The sequence below is a fragment of the Bacillus sp. MRMR6 genome, from assembly GCF_001940785.1.
Lineage (GTDB): Bacteria > Bacillota > Bacilli > Bacillales > Cytobacillaceae > Neobacillus.
On record NZ_MSLS01000005.1, the window covers coordinates 69,906 to 91,508 of the forward strand.

General features: G+C 40.0%; 21 protein-coding genes. 2 read left to right on the forward strand and 19 right to left on the reverse strand.

All coding sequences use genetic code 11. From position 1 onward, the window contains the following. Positions 1–473: 473 nt before the first annotated feature. From BTR25_RS07390 to BTR25_RS27450, 5 genes are all read right to left on the reverse strand, one after another. Complete coding sequence (locus BTR25_RS07390; protein WP_075687429.1) at positions 474–1,685, reverse strand: threonine synthase; 1,212 nt, start codon at positions 1,683–1,685, stop codon at positions 474–476. A 105-nt stretch (positions 1,686–1,790) separates the two neighbouring features. Beyond that, positions 1,791–2,000 carry a GNAT family N-acetyltransferase gene (locus tag BTR25_RS07395; RefSeq protein ID WP_075687430.1) on the reverse strand — a complete coding sequence of 70 codons (210 nt, stop codon included), beginning with the start codon at positions 1,998–2,000 and terminating at the stop codon, positions 1,791–1,793. A gap of 119 nt (positions 2,001–2,119) precedes the next feature. Beyond that, entirely contained in the window at positions 2,120–2,299 is a 180-nt protein-coding gene (locus tag BTR25_RS07400; RefSeq protein WP_075687431.1) for a hypothetical protein, read from the reverse strand. Between the two features lie 61 nt (positions 2,300–2,360). Beyond that, a complete protein-coding gene (locus BTR25_RS07405; protein WP_139311193.1) occupies positions 2,361–2,648 on the reverse strand; it encodes a hypothetical protein in 288 nt (95 codons plus the stop codon). A 217-nt stretch (positions 2,649–2,865) separates the two neighbouring features. After that, complete coding sequence (locus BTR25_RS27450; protein WP_075687433.1) at positions 2,866–3,423, reverse strand: DUF6155 family protein; 558 nt, start codon at positions 3,421–3,423, stop codon at positions 2,866–2,868. Positions 3,424–3,553: 130 nt separating this feature from the next. On the opposite strand from BTR25_RS27450, the gene BTR25_RS07415 reads away from it, so the two are divergent. After that, positions 3,554–4,048 (forward strand): DEAD/DEAH box helicase family protein, encoded by a 495-nt coding sequence (locus tag BTR25_RS07415; RefSeq protein ID WP_139311194.1) that lies wholly within the window; start codon positions 3,554–3,556, stop codon positions 4,046–4,048. A 66-nt stretch (positions 4,049–4,114) separates the two neighbouring features. Here the strand turns inward: BTR25_RS07415 and BTR25_RS07420 are convergent, their stop codons facing one another. After that, positions 4,115–6,022 (reverse strand): 3'-5' exonuclease, encoded by a 1,908-nt coding sequence (locus tag BTR25_RS07420; protein WP_075687435.1) that lies wholly within the window; start codon positions 6,020–6,022, stop codon positions 4,115–4,117. Positions 6,023–6,247: 225 nt separating this feature from the next. On the opposite strand from BTR25_RS07420, the gene BTR25_RS07425 reads away from it, so the two are divergent. Further along, the gene (locus tag BTR25_RS07425) at positions 6,248–6,625 is read left to right on the forward strand and encodes an ABC transporter ATP-binding protein (protein ID WP_083652272.1); all 378 of its coding nucleotides are present in this window, start codon (positions 6,248–6,250) and stop codon (positions 6,623–6,625) included. Positions 6,626–6,653: 28 nt separating this feature from the next. Here BTR25_RS07425 and BTR25_RS07430 read toward each other — a convergent pair whose 3' ends face one another. The 13 genes from BTR25_RS07430 to BTR25_RS07490 form a co-directional block, all read right to left on the reverse strand. Continuing rightward, complete coding sequence (locus BTR25_RS07430) at positions 6,654–7,178, reverse strand: 5' nucleotidase, NT5C type (protein WP_075687436.1); 525 nt, start codon at positions 7,176–7,178, stop codon at positions 6,654–6,656. 10 nt (positions 7,179–7,188) lie between these two features. Beyond that, positions 7,189–8,544 (reverse strand): acetyl-CoA carboxylase biotin carboxylase subunit, encoded by a 1,356-nt coding sequence (locus BTR25_RS07435; protein WP_139311195.1) that lies wholly within the window; start codon positions 8,542–8,544, stop codon positions 7,189–7,191. Positions 8,545–8,565: 21 nt separating this feature from the next. Beyond that, on the reverse strand, positions 8,566–9,714 hold the full coding sequence (locus BTR25_RS07440) for a thiolase family protein (protein WP_075687438.1): 1,149 nt from the start codon (positions 9,712–9,714) through the stop codon (positions 8,566–8,568). Between the two features lie 21 nt (positions 9,715–9,735). Next, positions 9,736–10,089: a Zn-ribbon domain-containing OB-fold protein gene (locus BTR25_RS07445; protein ID WP_075687439.1), complete on the reverse strand. Its 354-nt coding sequence runs from the start codon at positions 10,087–10,089 to the stop codon at positions 9,736–9,738. A gap of 32 nt (positions 10,090–10,121) precedes the next feature. Next, entirely contained in the window at positions 10,122–12,215 is a 2,094-nt protein-coding gene (locus tag BTR25_RS07450) for a pyruvate, phosphate dikinase (RefSeq protein ID WP_075687440.1), read from the reverse strand. Further along, a complete protein-coding gene (locus BTR25_RS07455) occupies positions 12,216–12,818 on the reverse strand; it encodes a hypothetical protein (RefSeq protein ID WP_075687441.1) in 603 nt (200 codons plus the stop codon). Positions 12,819–12,855: 37 nt separating this feature from the next. Then, on the reverse strand, positions 12,856–14,391 hold the full coding sequence (locus BTR25_RS07460; RefSeq protein ID WP_075687442.1) for an acyl-CoA synthetase: 1,536 nt from the start codon (positions 14,389–14,391) through the stop codon (positions 12,856–12,858). Between the two features lie 94 nt (positions 14,392–14,485). Next, positions 14,486–15,949: a hypothetical protein gene (locus BTR25_RS07465; protein WP_075687443.1), complete on the reverse strand. Its 1,464-nt coding sequence runs from the start codon at positions 15,947–15,949 to the stop codon at positions 14,486–14,488. Between the two features lie 22 nt (positions 15,950–15,971). Next, a complete protein-coding gene (locus BTR25_RS07470; protein WP_075687444.1) occupies positions 15,972–16,460 on the reverse strand; it encodes an acetyl-CoA carboxylase biotin carboxyl carrier protein in 489 nt (162 codons plus the stop codon). After that, positions 16,457–18,049, reverse strand: coding sequence for a hypothetical protein (locus BTR25_RS07475; RefSeq protein WP_075687445.1), 1,593 nt, complete (start codon positions 18,047–18,049; stop codon positions 16,457–16,459). Before BTR25_RS07475 ends, BTR25_RS07470 begins: the two co-directional genes overlap by 4 nt. A gap of 13 nt (positions 18,050–18,062) precedes the next feature. Further along, complete coding sequence (locus BTR25_RS07480; protein ID WP_075687446.1) at positions 18,063–18,470, reverse strand: PEP-utilizing enzyme; 408 nt, start codon at positions 18,468–18,470, stop codon at positions 18,063–18,065. Between the two features lie 14 nt (positions 18,471–18,484). After that, the gene (locus BTR25_RS07485; RefSeq protein ID WP_075687447.1) at positions 18,485–18,751 is read right to left on the reverse strand and encodes a hypothetical protein; all 267 of its coding nucleotides are present in this window, start codon (positions 18,749–18,751) and stop codon (positions 18,485–18,487) included. Positions 18,752–19,020: 269 nt separating this feature from the next. Next, positions 19,021–21,003 (reverse strand): sigma-54-dependent Fis family transcriptional regulator, encoded by a 1,983-nt coding sequence (locus BTR25_RS07490; RefSeq protein ID WP_075687448.1) that lies wholly within the window; start codon positions 21,001–21,003, stop codon positions 19,021–19,023. Positions 21,004–21,603: the final 600 nt, after the last annotated feature.

The window sequence follows — 21,603 nt, forward strand, 5'->3', positions numbered from 1 at the left end:
TCCCTATCACCCTTATTACTAAAAAGGCTCACATAATTATCCAAATGAGCGGTATTGGATGATCTTCATTTACTAAAAATCATTCTAAATATTTTCTCCAACATCCACTGCTTTATTCCAATCCAACTCTAGTAACTGGAACTAGAAAAAGGCTTTCCCTTTCTTAAAGAAATCCACCCGATAACTGGTGAAAATCGGGTGGTTTCTGACACTTCAGTTGATATACCTTGCTGTTACCAAAATATCCGGATTAGGATTTTACAAGAATAGTAGTCTAAAAATGGGCAGCAACAGCTAAATGACAATGAATAACACTTAGAATAGGAAGAAAACAAACGATTGTTAAGACATAAAACAAGCCCCCACCTTTATACGGGTAGGGGCTTGTAGTCCTTTTTCCTGCCATACATCTGAATACTAAAGATAGCTTGTTCACAAGTCGCTTAAAGAAATGTACCATTAAGTTTCCGACTTTATTTAATAATGAAGTCAGATTTTTGTAAGACATTGACATCGACTGTAACTGTGTCAGGATATTTAATCCCCATACCTGTATTCAGTGCAACAACAACCTCATTTTCCTTGATCCATCCCTGCTCTCTTAGTCTGCGAGCTGCTACAAAGGTAGCTGCTCCTTCTGGACAGATAAAGGCACCCTCTAGTTCGGCAATTTTCTTCTGTTCTTTTAAGAGCGCATCGTCTTCAATCGCTATGGCACAGCCATCCGTTTGATAAATAGCTTTCAATACTAAAAAGTCACCCAGTGCTTTTGGAACATTGATCCCGAATGCTACCGTCTCAGAATCGTTCCAATACTCAGATTCTAGTTTGTTTTCCTTCCATGCTTTGACGATAGGCGCACAGTGCTCTGCTTGAACCGCAACCAAACGTGGAAGTTTCCCGTCTACCCAGCCAAGCTTTTTTAGCTCAGTGAGTGCCTTGTAGATCCCGATAATTCCTACCCCACCGCCAGTAGGATACAAAATAACATCTGGCATTTTCCATTCCATTTGCTCCGCTATTTCTAGCCCCATGGTTTTCTTGCCCTCGATTCGATATGGCTCTTTTAGAGTGGAAGCATCAAATAGAGTAAAGTCCTTTACTGCTTGTCCCACGATTTTACCCGCATCACTGATGAGCCCATCAACCAAATGTAAGTCTGAACCCGAGATAGCACATTCATTTCTAGTTATTTTAGGGGCATCTACGGGCATCACAATTGTAGATTTGATACCACCTCTGGCCGCATAAAGTGCCCACGCTGCACCAGCATTTCCATTCGTAGGCATGGCTAATTCTTTTATTCCTAGTTCTTTTGCTTTGGATACCCCAACAGCAGCACCACGCGCCTTAAACGTTCCAGTAGGAATAATCCCTTCATCCTTCATATACAACCTAGGAATATCCATATCTCCCCCTATCACCGGCATCGGAAGCAGTGGAGTCATCCCTTCTCCTAACGTCACTACATGTTCTTCACTTACAACCGGTAAGAGTTCATGATACCTCCATAAACTAGCGGATCTGCCAACTAAATCTTTCTTTAAAACATTCTTTCCCAGCTCATCTAAATCATATTCTACTAAAAGTGGTGAACCACACACGCATAATTGATTGATTTCTTGAGGATTATACGTTTCACTGCACTTTGGACAAACCAAATGAGAAATATAGCTATACTTCATATTTAAAAGCCTCCATTGATGATTTAAATAAAATAATGAAATCTCCTGCGGGTGTAAGGGCCAATGCAAAAAGGAGCTAGCTTCAAACTACCATCCAATTTTTTATTACCGTCCTTCATGAAAATCCTTTGATTCCAACACAAATTTAGTTTGTTGATTGCCGAAGCGTTTAAGTGTTTCTACTGCTTTCATTCCAACCTTTTTTAATAGATTACAGGAAGCAATATTTCGTGTTTGTGTTTCAGCAACAATTTCGGTCAGGTTCATCGCATGAAATCCATAATCAAGCACCCACTCGACCACTTCTACCGCCAATCCTTTTCTCCACATTTACTTCTAATAAAAATTGCCAAGACAACATAAATGACAATTGTCCTTGTATTTCTTCAAAGCCATTTCAAAGACATGATCTATTTTTGATCGGTAATTTATCACTACTTTCCCTTCGCTCTTTCTAACGCCTCTTTTAAAAACTCTTCCTCACTTATTTCCCCATTTAGCTTTGAGCGAACAAGCTTCGTAATTTCCTCTGTAATTTTAAAACCTGAGATCTCCATCGATGCCTTCGCATTGCGGAGGGCTATTTCTATTGCTTCTTCAGAATGCTTTGTCATCTTCTTCTCCCCCAGAATTGATGCCTTATGATAAACGATTTATGGTTAAAATGAGATAAAACTAAAAAGGTAAATCCTCATCATCCCAAAATACTTTACCGTCTTTTCTATCTGGTTGACTTGGAAAACTCTGATCAATTTCTTGCATTTCTTCTCTCGTAATTCCATAAGGAAATCCACTACCCGTATATCCTTCAATATAATAAAAGAAATTATCTTCATCGTAGATTTTCTGTTCCTTTTCAAGCTTTCTTCTTTCTGTATGTTTTTGCCTGGCAATCAATGATTGGTTTAGCTGTTTTTTATAAGAATCTTTTAATTTGTACCCAAGTAATTCTAATTCGGTCATTGCACACAAAAGATCTATACCAAACCAGTAACTATAACCTTTTGCAATATTTTTCCCGCTGTACTCCTGTGCCCACTTTTTAGCATTTTGTAGTCGTGCGCATCGATTATACCGTTTTCTTCTGGGCGTATTATTCGATTTTTTTTACTCTTCGCCATCCTTGTTCCTATTCTTTCAACTAAATTTGATCTTCTATTATAGAGCTGTTACTAATAGTTTATTCTTCATCCTCTTCATCCTCTTCGTCATGGACCCACTCGATTGTGTAGTAAGATTCCAGTAAAGCATCTTGGAACCACCATCCCTCAGGTGCCTCTGACACCACGTTTTCTAGTCGCTCAGAAAATACTTTATATAGTTCTTCATCCCGATCACACTGAGAGGCCACTTGATCAAACATTTTCACCATACTAGAGTAAAATCCTTCTGAAATATCACCATATGTACAAGTAAATTCAACACCTAGCTCCACATAATAAAGCATGAGGTCAGCAGTTCGTTTCTCATCATTTGTAAGCTTTTTAAAAGTGGTAATCTCTTTTTTGGCTTCAGCTAATCGTAGTTTCGGATCTCCTCGATCAGGAAAAAATTCATTCTTTATTTTTTTTCTAGCTTGGTGRAAAAGTTCTTCAATTGCTTCATCACCTAGAAATTTACTAGCTAAAAAGTCTTGAACCTCTTTATTCGCCTTGAACATCTCTACAACTAATTCAATCAATTCTTTTTGCTCAAACTGCTTTAATTGTTTTTTTAATTCAGTTATTTTCATTTTCATTATAATAAACCTCCAATGTAGCACACTCTTTAAAAGCATGATAGCTAGATATAATTACATTATATCTAATTACTAAGAGGGATTTAAAGCCGAAAAATATTCTTATATTACTATTTTTATGTTATGTGAAATGCTGAAGAATAAAAAGATATTACATATATTAAAAAAGAATAAAATTCCAGCCGCGATATATAACGAGATTATTAAACTTGCAACTTTTAGAAATCCAGAATACTATAAAGCCCAAGCAAAAAGGATGTCAACTTATGGAATACAAAAAAGTATAAACTGCTTAAGCGAGAACAATGATTATCTCATCCTCCCACGTGGTTGTTTAGAGGCTTTAAAAGGCCTACTTAATTTCCATTCTATTGAATTTGGGTTGAAAGACCATTCATTTGAAGGTGAAAGAATAGAGGTGAATTTCCATGGTCATTTAACATCTAAGCAAGTGGATGCAATTCAATCCTTAGTGACGCATGATAATGGCCTACTAGCCGCCACTACCGGTTTCGGTAAAACGGTTACGGCTGCTGCACTTATTGCCAAAAGGAAGAGCGACGCCAAATCGCAAGGATGGCCTCCACCCCATCATATTTATGCAGTGTGGGCCAACCCGTTATAAGGGACGGTTCTTCTGTTTCCTTCGATTCACGAAGGAAACAGAAGAACCGTCCCCATGCTTACCAGGTTAATTAACCTGTTCCTTCCCCGTTTTCTTCTTTTTCCTGTCTTCTAATATCGCATCCAGGTATTGGCTGAACTCTGAGACTCCAGTGTAGGATAAGCATAAATATTCCTTTGCCCTGGTCATCCCTATGTACAGGAGTGATACTTCTCTTTCCTTATTTTCTTCTAATGGAAATGGCATTGAATCAACATTGACGATAAACACAGCTCGGAAGTCGAGCCCTTTGCTGCTATCAATCGTGCTTATTTTGATTTTGCCATCATTTTTTTCATATGAACGCTTTGAAGTGTCGTTCTCGGTAATCCAGTAGAATGGCAACTCAGCTTCATTCAACGACCGCTTAATTAAATCAATAATCGGATATTGATGTGTGCGCTTGACCCGGTAAAGAATGAGAATGTCTTCGAGTGGCACTTTCCTATCAAGATGCAGTTTCTTAATCGAACGAGCTACAATTTTCATTTCATCTGAAAAGTTAGCTGCTTTTATTAAGCCAGGCTCAGGTCCTTTCCGCTTTGTGCTCTGTGGTGCAATGATTTCCCCTTCTAACTCACGATTTCGGACTTTATTTTTAAACATTGAGTGCTCACGATAGAAATCCCAAGCGAATTTTACAATTTGCTGGGTATTTCGATAATTAATCGATAACACCTTTGATCTACCTTGGAAGCTAAAACCGGTATCTTGAAGATAAGAACGCTTACGTTGGTAAATGGTTTGAGCGCGATCCTCCACTAATAACAGTGACTGGGTATCCGCGTTAATCAGTAAGCTAACTAAGCGGAGCCAGTCTGCTTCAAAATCTTGTCCTTCATCAATCAAAACGGCATCATAAGTAGGAAGAATGGCTTCATTTCGTTCTATTTTTTCCATCATATTCGGTAATTGCTGCTCTTTGATCTTCAAGTCATTTTTCAACCAGGCATGAAAGTTACGGACGATGATGTTTTCGTTTTGAACAGCCTTTACATTTTGATAAAAATCAAATAAATCCTCTGGTTCATTGAGCATATGGTTAATCATTTGCTGGATCGCATTCGCTAACGAGATATTGTAGCAAAGAATTAGAATCTTCCAGTCAGGATTCTGTTTCGACAACATTTTCGCTCGACTTGCCAAAATAATCGTCTTCCCGCTCCCCGCTACTCCGCGGATCAGGCGATTTTTATCGCCAATTTGCTTCGCCAAATTCTCCTGGTGGAGGTCCATCGTCTTAATATCATGCAAGGATAGTAATAATTGATCCTGGTATGGAACGGGAGGTTTGAATTCAGCACTAATCCGTACCTCAGGAAACAAGTGATAACGAATAGCATTAATGTCTTCATAGGAAAGCGGCTCCCTTAATCGAAACGGAACCACAAACATATTCAAAATCTTTTCCATCAGTACTTCCTCAGAAAATCCCTCTTTGTCAGGATCAATTTCGTCACGCGTTAAACAAAGATTTGGCTCAATAACGGAGTACAAACCTTCTTGGACAAAATCCTTCGATTGCATTCTTGTAAAAACGACCCCGTGTCCATACGGGAACTTTAACTGAAACTTATATTTACCCTCTAACTGAATCAAGCTTTTATCTTTTTTCAAGGCCTCGACTACTAGAAACATATTATCCCTGGCCTGCTTCATCGGGCTTTTAATAACCGCTTGGTCACCAGAAGTAGTCACGATATGCCATTCATCATGGTTTAGTTGGAATAATGTGCTTTTCGTATAATCCTTTACTTCAAGGACCACGATCCCCAGGTCTGGGCCAATGATCACAAAGTCGGGCCTCTTTCCCTGAATTTCCGGCTCAAAGTAAACGATATAATCATCTGGAAGAAAGGTCTTCAGCGTCCGGAAAAGCAGCCTCTCCCCTGCAGTCGCAGATGTTCGAATAGTCTCAGGAATTGTAATCGCCATAACAACCGCTCCAAAAATTTCAATTTTCTCCATTATACTACAATTAGGAATTTCAGCCTAAAAATTCACAGAAATTATCCTATTTTATAATAGTATCCCTATGAATTTAACAATATTCTACTGAAATCAACAAATTATAGACCAAAAGTATTGTCTTTTAATGTCACTTATTTTAATAATAGTATTATAGTAAAATTGTGCCTTTTTATAAAATGAGTGGTATAAATGGAAAGTGAAGTGAAAATGATGCTTAAAGGAATTCTAGATAAGATCTTCAAACCTACTCAAGCGACGAATCAATCAATAAGCCAAGCAGAAGTTGAGGCATTGGTGGATGCGAAGATCAAGGAGCATGCTGCAGCGCTAGAAACGATGAAAACCGAGCAGGTAAATGGGGTCCAAGAGGAGGATTACACCTTAACCGATAAACAAATTGAATATGCATGTTTCCTAATCGAAAAAGTAAAGAATGAATATGAATTGGCGATTGCCCCATCGGAGTTAACGATTAAAGATTTAAATAGATTGATTGCCTATAATCGATATAAAAATAAGGGGACCCTTGTTAATCTAGTGAAAAAAGGTGTTTTAAAGAAAAAGTAACAAGCATAAGAACCGTCCCCATATGGTTTTATGTTAAAAAATACTCACGTGCTTCCTTCCAACTGTTCACTCTTAAATAACCTTCTTCATGCAAATTATGCGGGGCCGAAAACAAAATTCCCTGCCCCTTAAATCCTTTGAAATTGTCGGACCTATCATCAATTAGATAGTCCGCATGAATGATGCTTTTATCACCACAAAACACAAAATTCATATCTGATAAAAAGGGAAAATGTTCCCTTAACCATTCATATTTTTCTGTAAAGGATGTAGGAAATTCCATTGCAGCGGTAGCAATATAAATTTCATATTGCTCGCTCAATTCTCTAATCACCTCTTGACTATCCTCTATTACATCCAAATCACGAAAGAACGTTGGTTCTGATAAATAGCGAATGATATGTTTTTTTGCATGCGGTCGAATAGTATGAAGTGTCGTACCATGGACATCTCTAATGGTAATCTCTTCGTTAAAATCACGATTATAGAAGTCTAGCAATCTTTGACCCGCATTGGTAATAACTTCATCCATATCAATGGCAATTCTTTTCATTTACACCCTCCTATCCCAAAGTTGCTCCTCTTGCTATAAGCTCTGTTGATAGTCCAGTATGAACATTACCTGACAGAAACTCTTCTGTTTTCAACATATCTATGATAAAGGGGATATTAGTCTTGATCCCTTGAATATCAAATTGTAATAATGCTTGTTGCAGCTTTTTAATTGCTAGGTTCCTTGTATTTTCGTGCACAATGACCTTTGCGATCATCGGATCATAATATGGGGTTACTTCCATCCCTTCTTGATAACCTGTTTCAATTCTAATAGAAGAATCCACTGGCGGCCGGAATACGGTAAGCCTTCCTGGTGACGGGAAAAAGGTGACCGGATCTTCTGCATAAACACGTGCTTCAATGGCATGACCATTCCGTTCAATCGTCTCAGGCAAGACATCCGATAAGCTTTCGCCTGCTGCTAGCTTAATTTGCGAGATAACAAGGTCTATCCCGGTTATTTCCTCTGTAACCGCATGTTCCACTTGTAATCGTGTATTCATCTCTAAAAAATGAAAGGAACCATCATTTCCACGCAGCATTTCGACAGTTCCAATATTGTCATAGCCCATTCGTTCTAAAACACTTTGAATTTGCTCGGCTAAACGATCAATCTCTCTCACATTTGGTGATGGGGATTCTTCTATGACTTTTTGATGTCTTCTTTGGATGGAGCAGTCTCTTTCAAATAGATGCTGAACGTTCCCATAACGGTCGGCAAGTACTTGGAATTCGATATGACGGGGCTTTACAAATAATTTTTCCATATAGAGTTGATCGTTATTAAAGGAGCGATTGGCCAGAAATCTTGCCCGTTCGACCATAGTTTTTAGTTCACTTTCATTATGGGCAGGAAGCATTCCGATTCCACCGCCACCACCAGCTGGTTTTATTAAAACAGGGAAACCTATTCTTCTCCCTTCATTCAGGATCTCTTCCATATCCGTTCCCAAGGTGTCTGACCCTTGGGCAACTGGCATTCCGTATTTTTGTACCATATTCCGAGCAAGGTTTTTATTACCCATATCACGAATCCAGTTGTAAGACGGCCCGATAAAGCACACGCCATTCTCCTCTACTTTCTTAGCAAACTCCCAATTTTCAGATAAGAAACCATAGCCCGGATGAACAGCGTCAGCACCTGACTTCTTTATCACCTTCAGTATCGCATCTTGATTTAGGTAACTGGAGAGAGCAGGTGCTGGACCAATGCAGTATGCTTCATCAGCCTCTGATAGATATGGTGCACTAGCGTCTGCTTCAGAATAGACGGCAACAGATGAGATCTTTAATGTGGTTAATGCACGGATAATCCGTCTTGCCACATCTCCGCGATTTGCAACAACGACTTTAGTAAATTTCATAATACACCTCATTGTTTAAAATTAAATAGAAAGGATATTAACCACACTGGCACCATTTTGGAAGTTCGATATTCCACCACCGGATGTCAGCGTTAAACCTACCTTCGGATTGTCAACCTGGAAACCAGGGGCTCTGCCTTGCAGCTGCCAACAGATTTCTGCAACCTGTGCCAAACCGGTTGCACCAACAGCATGGCCTCTTGATAACAAACCGCCGCTTACATTGATGGGTTTTATCCCTTTATGATAGGTTTTTCCCTCTAATAGAAACTCCAGACCCTTGCCGGTATCACAAAATCCCAGTGCTTCTGTATATAATACTTCTGCAATTGAAAAAGCATCATGTAATTCAACGACATCAATATCCTTCGCAGAAACACCTGCTTGTTTATATGCCTTTTCAATCGACTCAACAGTCGGTTCATCGGGTTGTGCCATATCATGGTACCCTCTCTTAAATTTCCCTGACACCACGGCCGTTCCCATGATTTCAACTGCTTTTGTTCGAAACCTTTTTAACACACGTTCAGAGCATAATACGACACTTGCGGCACCATCACTTTTCGGACTAGCTTGTAATAGCGTAATCGGATCTGCGATCATCATCGAGTCGTTTACTTGTTCTCTTGTTAATAGGGATTTTCCGTAAAAATGAGCATAGGGATTGTTTGCACCATGCAAGCGATTCTTAACAGACACTTCTGCTAACTGGTGAGAATCATATCCATATGTTTTAAGATATCTTTTTGCTCTCATCGCATAAATGGCCGGTAACGTTAGACCATATGAGGCATCCACATCATCTTGAGCGGTGGGAAGAACACCACTCCCAAAAGCAGACAATTTTTCTACCCCTACAGCTAAGGCAATATCCGTCTCTCCACTTTTAATACTTTGAAATGCTAGATTAAGGGCCGTAGAACTACTGGCACAGGCGTTGTCCACGTTCATAATCGGTACTCCAGTAGTAGCCAAGTCACTTAATAGTCTTTGTCCTGCTAACGGTCCACCTAGGACATTCCCACAGTAGATAGTCTCAATTTCATCAAAACTGACCGAAGCGTCTTTCAACGCATGGATCACCGCTTCCTGACCAATTTGACCGAGAGTCAACTGTTTATATTTTCCAAATTTCTTCATCCCTACTCCAAGTACATATACTTTTGACAACGTTATTCACCACTTTTACTTCTAAATTATGTTAAATAGATAGTTATTCTGAATATCGAGGGTTAACTTGACTCTACTATCTAACATTAATTCTTTATCGAGTACAATCTGACCTAAAATTCTTACTTCATCATGAAGATCGATATATCCAATCGTATAGGGGGAGACATATCCCTTAGCAGGGACGTGAACGGTGGTGTAGCTGTGGACTGTTCCTTCTGAAAATAACTGCTCGGTTGTCTCTTTTTGGCATTGATTGCAGAACTGAATTGACGGTAAAAAATATTTATTACACACCTTGCAAAGGGCTACTTTTACTTTTGGACCATCTTGATGAAGAATGTAGAGCTCGTTTTGTATTGCCTCTTTGGCCATGAGGATCGTTCCTTTCCATTTTACAAGTTAGCCTAAACCGGCTGTTCCTGATTAGCTAGATTAATATGGGCCCATTCTAATCGAATTTCTTGAATTCGATTTGGCGGTGCAGCGATCGACAAATGATATTGGTTCGCTAATTCATAGCCTTTCTGAGATAAAACTGATTCACCATAAAGAATAATTGGGAGATCTGGGTGAAGGCTGCGGATTCTTTTAAAACTTTCCGATAATAGAGGTACTAACCCTTCTTCATCAAGAGTTTCATAGGGAATAAAGTCATCCTCGGCACAACCATCTAAAAGGAACTTAAGTCGGTGGAGGTCATACACCAAACCGCTGCAGTTTTCGTTCAGTACAGCCTCCTGTAGGGTAAGAAGTAATCGTGGTGTATCTACAGAAATCCAAGTGGGACCATTCTCTAATGTTTTCCAAATTTCTTCTTCATAAGCAATTCTTTGTACAGGCTTGATGGCTTCTTTTAAGTGCTGTGAATGGTCGTGGTGTGATTGAAGCGGGATGATAAACCTTTCCACTCCTGAATTTTTAGAGATACGGACCTGCTCATCTGTAGCCGTGATGGCATAGAGGTTTCCCTTAATCTGCTCGTCTGCCCATGAGAGAAGTTGTTCAAGTTGTTGGATTTGATGTGAGATGGCGAATGGTAATTCTCCCCTTATGACCTCACCTGTGGTTCCGTCGACTGAAATCGTATCTCCTTCATAAAAGACCTGTTCTCCAATCGTAATGCTTTTCAGGTCGTCGGAGAAGACTCCTTCTTGGAATCCGACCACACATGGTTTATCCAATTCTCTGGCCACAACTGCGGCATGACTAGCCGATCCGCCCTGAGTAGTCAGTAACCCAACGGCCGATAGCATCCCATCAATATCATGCGGGCTAGTTTCCGGTCTTACCAATATCACATTCTTTCCTTCCTCAGAAAGAGTCACACCTCTTTCTGAATCAAAAACAATGACCCCTGTTGCAGAACCAGGGCATGCTGGTGTACCGATGCCCAACAAGCGTGCATCTGTGATCGCCTTTTCTTTTTTATCGCCATCAAACTTTGGTGCATAGAGCTGTAATACTTGATTAGGTGTTACCCTCAGCAAGGCTTCGTTCGGGGAGATAATCCCCTCCTGTACCATATCTACAGCAATCTTTACGGCCGCTTCTGCGGTTCGCTTGGCTGTTCGTGTTTGTAATATATACAAGTTTCCTGACTCAACTGTAAATTCAATATCCTGGATGTCACGGTAGTGTTTCTCTAATCGATTACTGATATTTTTCAAATTTTCATAGAGTGATAGGTCCGTTAATGCTAGAGAAGACAACGGAGCAGGTGTGGATTGCCCCGATACAATATCCTCCCCTTGGGCTCCGATTAAATAGTCGCCATATAATTCCCGCTCCCCAGAGAGCGGATTTCGTGAAAAGAATACCCCTGTTCCAGAATGTTGATCGCGATTACCAAACACCATTTTTTGGACCACTACCGCCGTCCCTAGATCTTCAGGAATATTTCGGTGTTTTCGATAGGTTCTGGCCCTTCGAGACCCCCATGAACGAAAAACGGCTTCTATAGCCATTTTTAATTGGTCAATCGGTGTTCTCGGGATATGCAGTCCTATTTTTCGTTCAGTCTCTTCCCACAGTTGAAGAACCGTCATTCCTGATTGAATGTGGACTCCTTGTTTAAGACCGTGAACAGAATGGATGAACATTTCTAGAAATCTACTGGTCAAATCGATCGAAAGTTCCTGTTGATACATGACCTGGGCAATGGTAGGATTCAGGCCTAGATTTAATATCGTATCCATCATCCCTGGCATACTAATAGGACCACTAGAGCGAACGGATACAATCAGTGGATGTTCAAGGTTTTCAAATGAGCACTTACTATCCTGCTCTAAGGCGTTAAGGTGTTCAAGGATTTGATTCCAAAGATGATCAGATAAATGACCTGTGAGAAGATATTCGCGACAGGCTTCCGTTGTAATAACAAACGCAGGAGGAACAGGCAGATTCATTGCGGCCATTTCAGACAAATGCGCGCCCTTTCCTCCCAACAGGTCATTCATTTTCGCCGAGCCTTCCTGAATAGCGTAAACATATTTTGTCATTTACCTACGTCCCCTCCCTAACACCTTCAACAGGTCTTCGTGGAATTCAAACCAAATCGTATGAAGAGAGTCAACCTTTGGATCAAGTAAATATTGATAATTTAGATCATCGACTTGATCTAGTGCAGCATTAAACCTTTTTGCATAGGTAGTATATCTCGGGATATGAGGTGTTAATTGATTAAGAATCTGTTCCAAAGTCTCAACGGTTTGGACCATTCTAGCGATGACCTCAGCGTCATAATCCGGATCGCTGTGGTCATTCGGAATGCTGCGTCCAGCTACCTTCATTTGTTGCCAATCCGAACTTGCTTCTAGGAATTCCGCGTTCACAACGTCAAATCTGCTGTGAAGTTGTAAAATATGGTCTGTATTTCGTAAGGCGTGATAACGTTCATCATATTCTCCTTTTAATCTTGACCGTCCCTCTTGGGTTAACATGACACCTTTCCGTGTCTCCAAAAGAAGACCTTCCTGCGTAAGTTCTTTTACCTGTTGCTCAATTTCCTGAATCGATTTCTCCAACACCTCTGAAATGACCTCTACACGAGCGACCACCTTTAAATCAATACAATTTAGAAGTGCAAAAGAGTCATTTATCAAATGAATCACCGCCAAACGTTTATTTTTTCAAAAGGATTTAAACCAATTTATTTTCTTTTTCTTGCCAATAAGGAGAACGAATTTCTCTTCGCAATATTTTTCCTACGGCACTTTTGGGTAAGGTGGAAATAAAGTCAACCGATTTTGGGCACTTAAAATGGGCAATCTTTTGTTTACAGTAGTGAATGATTTCCTTTTCACTAAGGCTATGGCTGGGTCTTGTCACGACTACAGCCTTAACCGATTCGCCCCATTTTTCATGAGGTACACCGATAACGGCAGCTTCCAGTATCGCCGGATGCTGATAAAGAACTTCTTCTACCTCCCGCGGATAAATATTATATCCTCCAGAGATAATGAGATCCTTCATTCGATCAACAAGAAATAGATAGCCTTCATTATCCAGGTATCCCATATCACCCGTATGTAGCCAGCCATTTCGAATGGTCTTCGCCGTTTCCTCAGGTCGCTGCCAGTACCCTAACATGACTTGCGGCCCACGAGCGATTACTTCACCAATTTCTCCAGGAGGCAGATGGTTCCCGTTCTCATCCACTATTGATACTTGCATGTATAAATACTCTCTTCCAGCAGAAGAAAGCCTGCCTTCATATGCCATTGAGTGTTCTTCTTTTAACAACCGAGTAATCGCAATAGGTGCCTCTGTCTGCCCGTAAGTTTGAGCAAAGATTGGCCCCATGCGGGTAATCGCTTCCTTTAACCGTTCCACTGGCATCGGAGCGGCGGAATAGACAACTGACTTTAACGAGCTTAAATCATACTTTTCTAATTGTGATTCTAGGAGAGAACCAATCATAGTCGGAACTAGAAATGTGGTTGTGACTCTCTCTTTTTCTACCATATGACTGAACCTCTCAGGATCAAACTTTGGCAAAATCAAGTTGGTTGCACCACGAAGGAAATGTGGAAGTACAAAAGCTCCACTTCCATGGGCAATCGGTGCTGAATGGAGCATGATATCACCTTGTTTAACCGGCAATAATTCCATTAAAAAACTATTAATCTGTGAAAACTCGTTTTCATGGCTAAGCATGACTCCTTTAGGCCGCCCAGTTGTCCCCCCTGTGTAGCCTAATCGATAAAAGCTAGAAGTTGGTTCTGGAGGTGCAGTCGAAGAGGCTTGTGCCAGAATACTTTCATAGTCTCTTACAAATGGTCCCACTCGCTCTGGACCAATTATCACCTTCATCTCAGAAAGTGCTTCTTGAATACTGAAAACTTCGTCTGAGAACCCCTTGCCGAAGAGTAGTGCAATCGAACCTGAATCATTTATTTTATAGACATGATCTTCCGTTGTTTCCCGATAATTCAGCGGCGTCCGAATAAGACCTGCTTTCGCAAGGGCAAAATACACCTCAACAGACTCAGGTTGATTCGAAAACAGTACCGCTACACGGTCTCCAGGTTTCAACCCTATTCCAAGCAAGGCATTGGCTAAGCGGTTTGATCGTTCATCGAGTTCAAGAAAACTAAAGGTCCTATCCTCCATAATCAATGCTGGAAGATGTCGGTATCTTTGTGCTGCACGTCGAATTAATGTTCCTACCTTCATAAAATCCTCCTTACTAAAAGAATTTAGGGAGGTTCCCATTCATTCTCTCTCGTCTTAGGTGCGAACGTATCGGGGCCTCCCATTCTGTTAATCTCTAATGACTTTGCATCGTTAACTTAAAATCACCCTTAATCAAATGAATATAGGAATAATTCTGTTTTGCTAATTCTGCGATCAAGGTAGTGACTGGCTTCGCTCCATTTGAATAGTTTGTTTCAAAGGGAGTCGATAACGCTTTATCCACCATTTCTTTTGGAATAAAATATCGAAGTAATAATTCTTCATCAGTTAAATGGATGCCAAGTTTACGCCTTAATTGCTCAATCGATGGCTGTTCCAATTCCCAATTTTTAAAATCCCTCGCCCTTGGTGAACTTAGGATCTTATCCAAGATGTTCTGATTAATTGTTCCTTGGATTGGTCCATAATGACCTAATACATATTGAATCAATTCGTCTGAAATCAATTGATAACGCTCACCTTGGATAATATTGATAACAGCTTGAGCACCGATGATTTGCGAGAAAGGAGTTGCCATGACGGGATAACCTAATTCTTTACGAATAAGAGCAATCTCATCTAGTATATCTGAGAAGCGATGTTCCATATTTTGTGCACGCAATTGATTCAGCAGTGTTCCTGTCATGCCCCCTGGCAGTTGATGATCATAATGAGCTAAATCATATTCCTGCGGGACCCCTGTAGGAAGACCAGCGCTATTTGCAATATGCGTAAAATGACTAGAAATATCGGCCAATGCCTCATTATCTAAACTGTCTTGATAACCTAAATAGCGCAGGTTTTTAGAAATAATTTCCGTAGACGGTAGAGAAGGACCGTTTGCTAGAGGTCGACTGGCTGTGTGGACCCGATCTACACCGAGTTTTACCGCCTCTAGGTAACAGAGCGGAGCAATTCCTGTTGTATTATGCATATGAAACTCTAATTTTAATTCACTAGCATTCTTGCGTATGGCAGGGATTAAAGTTTGGACACGTTCTGGTGTCAAAACACCATCTGCATCCTCTAAATAAATGCCGTCCACACCTGGGATTTTTGCAATTTCGCGAGCCTTTTCAGCAAAATATTCATCGGTATAAATCGGGCTAAGGGAATACATGATGGCTACAACAACTTCTGCATCATGTTCTTTTGCCACCTTCGTTAACCGCGAAATTTTGTCCCAATTGTATAGGTTATCGTAAATCCAAAAACTTCGAATCCCATTTACACAAAGTGTTTTAACCCACAAATCCATGACCGAATCAGGGGCAGGTTTGAACGAAACCATCCCGTTACTTCGTGTACCTCCCCTTATGATGGTATCTGGCATTTGCTTAACGACGCGGCGCAAACCTTCCCAAGGATCTTCCTGACAATAACGAACAAGACATTCGAACATCGAACTGCCCACATAATCGACTACATCATAACCGGCACGGGCAATTGTGGGAGCAATAGGCAAAATCATTCCACCGCGCATTCTCATCCCCCATAAACTTTGCTGGCCGTCGCGAATCGTTTGATCAACAAATTTGACTTCACGAATAATTCTCACCCCTTCAACTTATACTCGTACTCTACTCCGGTTGAATGTAGAATAAAGTTTGCCCCGTGTTGATCTGCTGCTCATTCTCCGCACAGATCTTCACAACCCTACCTTTTATTTCTGCTTTAACTGAGATGAATAACTTCATAATCTCAACAATTCCTAGTTCATCGCCTGGAGAAACCATCGAACCTACTTCCACGAATGGCGGGGAACCAGGTGATGGTGCACGGTAGAATAAACCGGCACTTGGTGCTGGAATGGCCGTTGCGTTCTCTTCCACCGAACTATCTACTGTTTCTTTTGCGACAATGGTGTCAGTTTGAGGAACCGTCTGGTCCTGTTCCTCTAATCGTTCAAGCACTGTTGTGACAGAGTTTGACTTAAATTCTGTGCTGGATTGTGTACCTTGTTTATTCAGTACTAACTTTAAATCTCCCATTTCAAGTTTCATTTCATCATAAGGAGAGTTTTTAATTAATTCTAGTATTTTAGCGACATCTTCCTGTGTTAAACTCATTTAGAAATGACACCGCCCTGCTCTTGTCGAATCTTTTCAATATCCGCTCTCTTCAGTTTTGCTCCCTTTCCTTCAAGGTTTCTAGAACCTTCTTGAGTGATTTTATATAACTCGTCAGCTTCAGACGTATTCCAGTTAAATTTCACCCATTGGTCATCTTTATATCGCCATTTTTTATCGAGCATTTTTGGCGTGAAATTCCTTGCTTTTTCATTCAATTCATCTAAGCTGAATTTGCCGGCTGACGTTGTATATAACCCCGTCTTTGGCGGAAGATGGGTCACACCCTCTCCCATTTTTACTCCAGCTTCATTGACACGAAGACTGTAATCATGATTTTCCAAAATGGAATATGGAACAGGACTAAACATTTCGTTTGAAGAATTTGAATAAGCTGACATATGGTACTCATCACGACTTTGGTATGGAAGAGAAAGTATACCGACCATCTCTCCTAGGAGATCACGGCCGACTTCATCATTTAACATGGGACGAAATCGCTCGGCACGAGGATCAATCGTAAACCAGTCTTCTTGCCGATAGGTTCCAGCCATATGGGCTAAATCTTTGATGGAGGAGTAATACACTAACGCACCAGCATCCATCATTTGGTCTCGTGACCAAGTGGAAATTTTTATCCATAGTTTTGCGATCATTTGTTTTACCAACTTATTAATATCTTTCATGCTTTGCAGTAATTCTTGACGGCTGCCCATGCTGACTGGGATATAACGTTCACTAAGGTAATCTGATGTATAGAGGCCAACTCGGCGAATACTGGCCGAAGTATATTCAGGTTTTGCTTCAAAGCTTCCCCAGCCATCCACAATATGGAAATGAATTCCTTCTGTCACAATGGGAATAATCAGGTTGTTATAAGGCATGTCAGCAGCAAGATCATCCAACCAAGGATAATCACCTTCTGCTAAATCTACAAATTCACGGATAATCATTTCTCGCCCTTCGCCCATGTTGTATGGCCCATCATTATTAATCCCCACACGACATTCGCAGTTGGCAAGAAACGTATATTGATTTAAGGTTGCAATTAATCTAGAGGCTGCTGAATGAAGTTCGTCACCTGGTTCGACATCATAAAGGTCTGCATCAAAGACCTGAAGGGTACGTTCTGGAAGTGTTTTACTCCGGTTTGTTGCCTCCATATTGACGAGGTGTCCGTTATTACGATGATAGGCTAGACTAAAGCGCTTCCAAAAATCTAGTATAAACTTCAAATCTTCAAGATTATCTTCAGGCCGGATTAAATCATGATTAATGAGCATTTCACGCCCGACTAAATAAAAGTTTGGAATACTCCAGTTTCCAAGCAATGTCGTAGGGCGGGTCGATAACTCACGTGCTCTTGAACCGAGTTCCTCTGGTGTACGTTCTTTTGCAATTTCTCTTAATAGGTCCGGCCATTTATAATAAGCGTTTAGATAGCTTAATAACATATAACTTGGTACTGGAAATAACTTAGACTCCTGTACAGTACGAGTTACACACTGCCAATACGTCACATCAGAATTCTTCTGTAGTAAATAATTCAGTTCATCTAACTCGTGTTCTTCGATTCTCCATTTGCTCATTAGTAGCCCTCCCTTATTTTAACTTCCAGATTCTTGCTTTGCGTTCTTTTTGTTGGTAATGGTCTTCGTCACTTGGTGGCAGACAATCATATTCCACTTCTACCTCATCCCCGTCTTCAAAATCAGCACCATTAAGCTCAACATTCATTAAACACGGAATTCCGTAATCACGTGATAAAATGCCTAAATGAGAACGGGTTGTACCGCCTAAACAAATGATCCCTGTAAAGTCCTCAAGAATGGGAGCTGTCAATGTCCCGCCAGAGTCGTCAATGAGAGCAATTGTCGATTCAGGTACTCCGTTTAATAAATATTCCATTACTTTTTCTGTTGTTGAGATTTTGCGTACTGTTCCTTTTACTCGTTGCGGAAATTTATTTACATTGTCTCCTCTTCCAATTTCAATTCCAACTTTGTTCATATATGAATGCCTCCTTAGTTTTTATATTTATGGGGTTCTTCTTTACGGGAAATCTGAGCGGACCAATCATAACGCCGTCCTGAAGAGAGGATCTCTTCATCTATTCTCTTTAAATCCTCTGTTGTGATAAGATCCATTGTGCGAAGGTTAACAATGGTATTCCAGTCATTATGAACTTCTAAAAGTTCCTCTGTCCTTTTGTTTACCAGCTCCCTGACTTTCTCCCTCCATAGGCCACCTACTTCAGTCGCTGCGGGTTTTCCCCATTTTGCTTGTTTCACTCTCCATCACCCTTTCAAATGATTGAATCTAAAACCTAGTGAATGAATCACCTATTTACATACATGCAAAAACTGTGCCAACTTTTTTAAAAAGAAAAGTGATGATTGAAAAATAAAAAAAACCAGGTAAAGGGTTCGATTGAACCCTTTCTACCTGGTTTTCATGTGTAGGTGTAAACCCCATACTTTCAATGAAATCATGTAAACATTGTAAAGGTTGTAAACTTGGCATTTACAAGTTGTAAACGTTTACACTATGTCACTTCAAGCTATGATAATTGATATTTTTTTATTTTTTTATAGATCGTTACGCGTGAGGTTTGAAGAATTCGTGCCGTCTCAGATATATTTCCATTCGTTTCTTTTAGTGTTTGAATTAAAAGGTCTTTATCAATTTGATTCTTCAAGTAATTGGTACTTTCACATTGATTATTGTTATTCAACTGAGCTGGAGTGAATTCTTTATCTGATCTATTCCGCTCAAGTTCCAGCTCGTTTGGAAGATCGTCCATTCGAATACTTAGCCCATTTGATGTAAAGATCATCCGCTGAATCATATTCTTTAGCTGCCGAACATTACCTGGCCATGGATATCTTAAAAGAACTTCCATGACTTCTGGTTCCAATTTTTGCGGCTCCAGCCCCTCTTTATATTGATCAAGGAAAAAACGTGTTAATTGTGGAATGTCTCCTTTTCGCTCTCTTAATGCAGGAATTCTAATTGGAATCACGTTTAAGCGGTGAAATAAATCTTCTCGAAATCTGCCTTCCTTTACTTCTAATTCTAAATCCTTATGAGTAGCTGCAATCACACGAACATCAATCCGAATGGGACGATCCCCTCCTATCGGCAGAACTGTTCGCTCTTCCAAAACACGAAGGAGATAAACTTGTACTTCAAGGGGAAGGTCACCAATTTCATCTAGAAAGATTGTACCTTGATCTGCTAATAAAAACTTCCCTTTATGACCTTTGGACTTCGCTCCTGTAAAGGCCCCACCCTCATAACCAAAAAGCTCACTTGCAATAAGTTCTTTAGGGATAGCTCCGCAATTCACCTCAACAAAAGGTTTCGTATTGTTCGGCCCATAGGCATGGATCGACTGGGCAAACAGTTCCTTACCAGTACCTGATTCACCAATTAATAGGATCGTTTTCTCACTAAAGGCCGCTTTCTTAGATAATTGCAAGACTTTGTACATGGATGGTTCTTGGGTTAAAATATCTGAAAATTCATATCTAGTAGGTTTTTTAGGTTTATTAATAATAGGCTGGATCGAGCGGTTTTTTTGGAAGATGGCCATTCCTCCTTGAACAGTTCCCTCCCTTTTATAGGGTAGAAATTCAATCTTCCACTCGCTCCCGTCTTTCATTCGTAAAAGTTCCTGCATCCCTAACAACAGATTTTTATCCCATTTATTCTCAATCGAAGATATCCCAAGCACATCGAATAAAGACCTTCCTACCTGTGCAAGGAGGACATACTGTGCTGCTTCATTACAGCGCAATATTGTCCCTTTATTATCAAAGAGGATATATGGCTCTTGGATTGATTCGAATAAATTCTTAAAAATAAAGATATTTTCATCGACTATTCTTGTACCAATTCCATGTTCAATTTGATTCTTCTTCATTTCAATCAATGAAATGTCATGTGCTAAAACAACATTTTTGTCAGAAGTCATATGAAGAATGCCCACTAACTGCCCAGTAAACGGGTCCCTAATAGGCGATGCAGTATCCACATAGGGCTGTAGCTCTTGGACAAAATGTTCTGCAGCGAAAACTTGAATCGTCTTTTTTTCCATCAACGCAATACCAGTTGCATTCGTCCCAATCGAAGCCTCACTAAAGTTCTGACCTGGTACACAATTAATATTTTCCGCTTCCTGCATATATCTTGAATTCGCTATCGTTTCAAGTACAGTTCCTTCAGGATCGACAAGGTCCCAAACTAAATCTGAGTTTCGTTGAAAGAAATCTTGTAATATCGGGACTGCAGCATCTAGTAGAATTCGATTCTTGTCCCTTTTTTCATTTAATAAATGTAAGACCATAGAGGGGGATTTTGTCCGCTCGAAAGGATTAATCCCATTTTGCTTACTACGGTTCCATGAATGAATGATTTCATCTCTCACGCTTTCAACGTTTAGTCCTCCCATCTGAAAGCGCTCCCAATTTTTTCGAATACTCTTATCTATTTTATAAAATTCATCAAACTTTTTAACCGACTTTAAAAGGTGATAATCCATGCAATCCCCCCAGTTTACCCGTAACATTCTTTATGTATATACTAGATGAGGTCACCATTCCATTAGAAAGTTCAAATCAGAGTGTATTATAGTTAAAATATACATAATTTTCAGAATTATATCAATGAAAAATGCACGCTGACGTTCTCCTGCTTTTTTAGTATTTTCAAGGTAGCAGGAGAAGAACGAAATCGCTATGCGATGGCTCTAAAAGAAAATTCAAATGATATTTAAGTAATTATACTGTATAATAGTTCCGAGCACTCGTATAAAAATGTATAGAATATGGTTGATCAATTGAATCCCCATAATACGACGTAAATGACAAAAAACCTTCTGCGAATAAAAATTTATTTTTGGCTAAATCAAATTATTTTAGATCATAAGCCAGGGCCGCGACTTCATTCTTCTCTGGCAATCAAAAATTTTGCGTATGGATTTTCTTCCAAAAAACATCTAAGGCACAACTAGCTCATTACACTAGTTGTGCCTTTTTACGCGCAATACTTCCGATTGTCCGCTTTAAGAACCGTCCCCATGCTTATCCCTCCTTAACCGATAAACAAATTGAATATGCATGTTCCTTAATCGAAAAGGTAA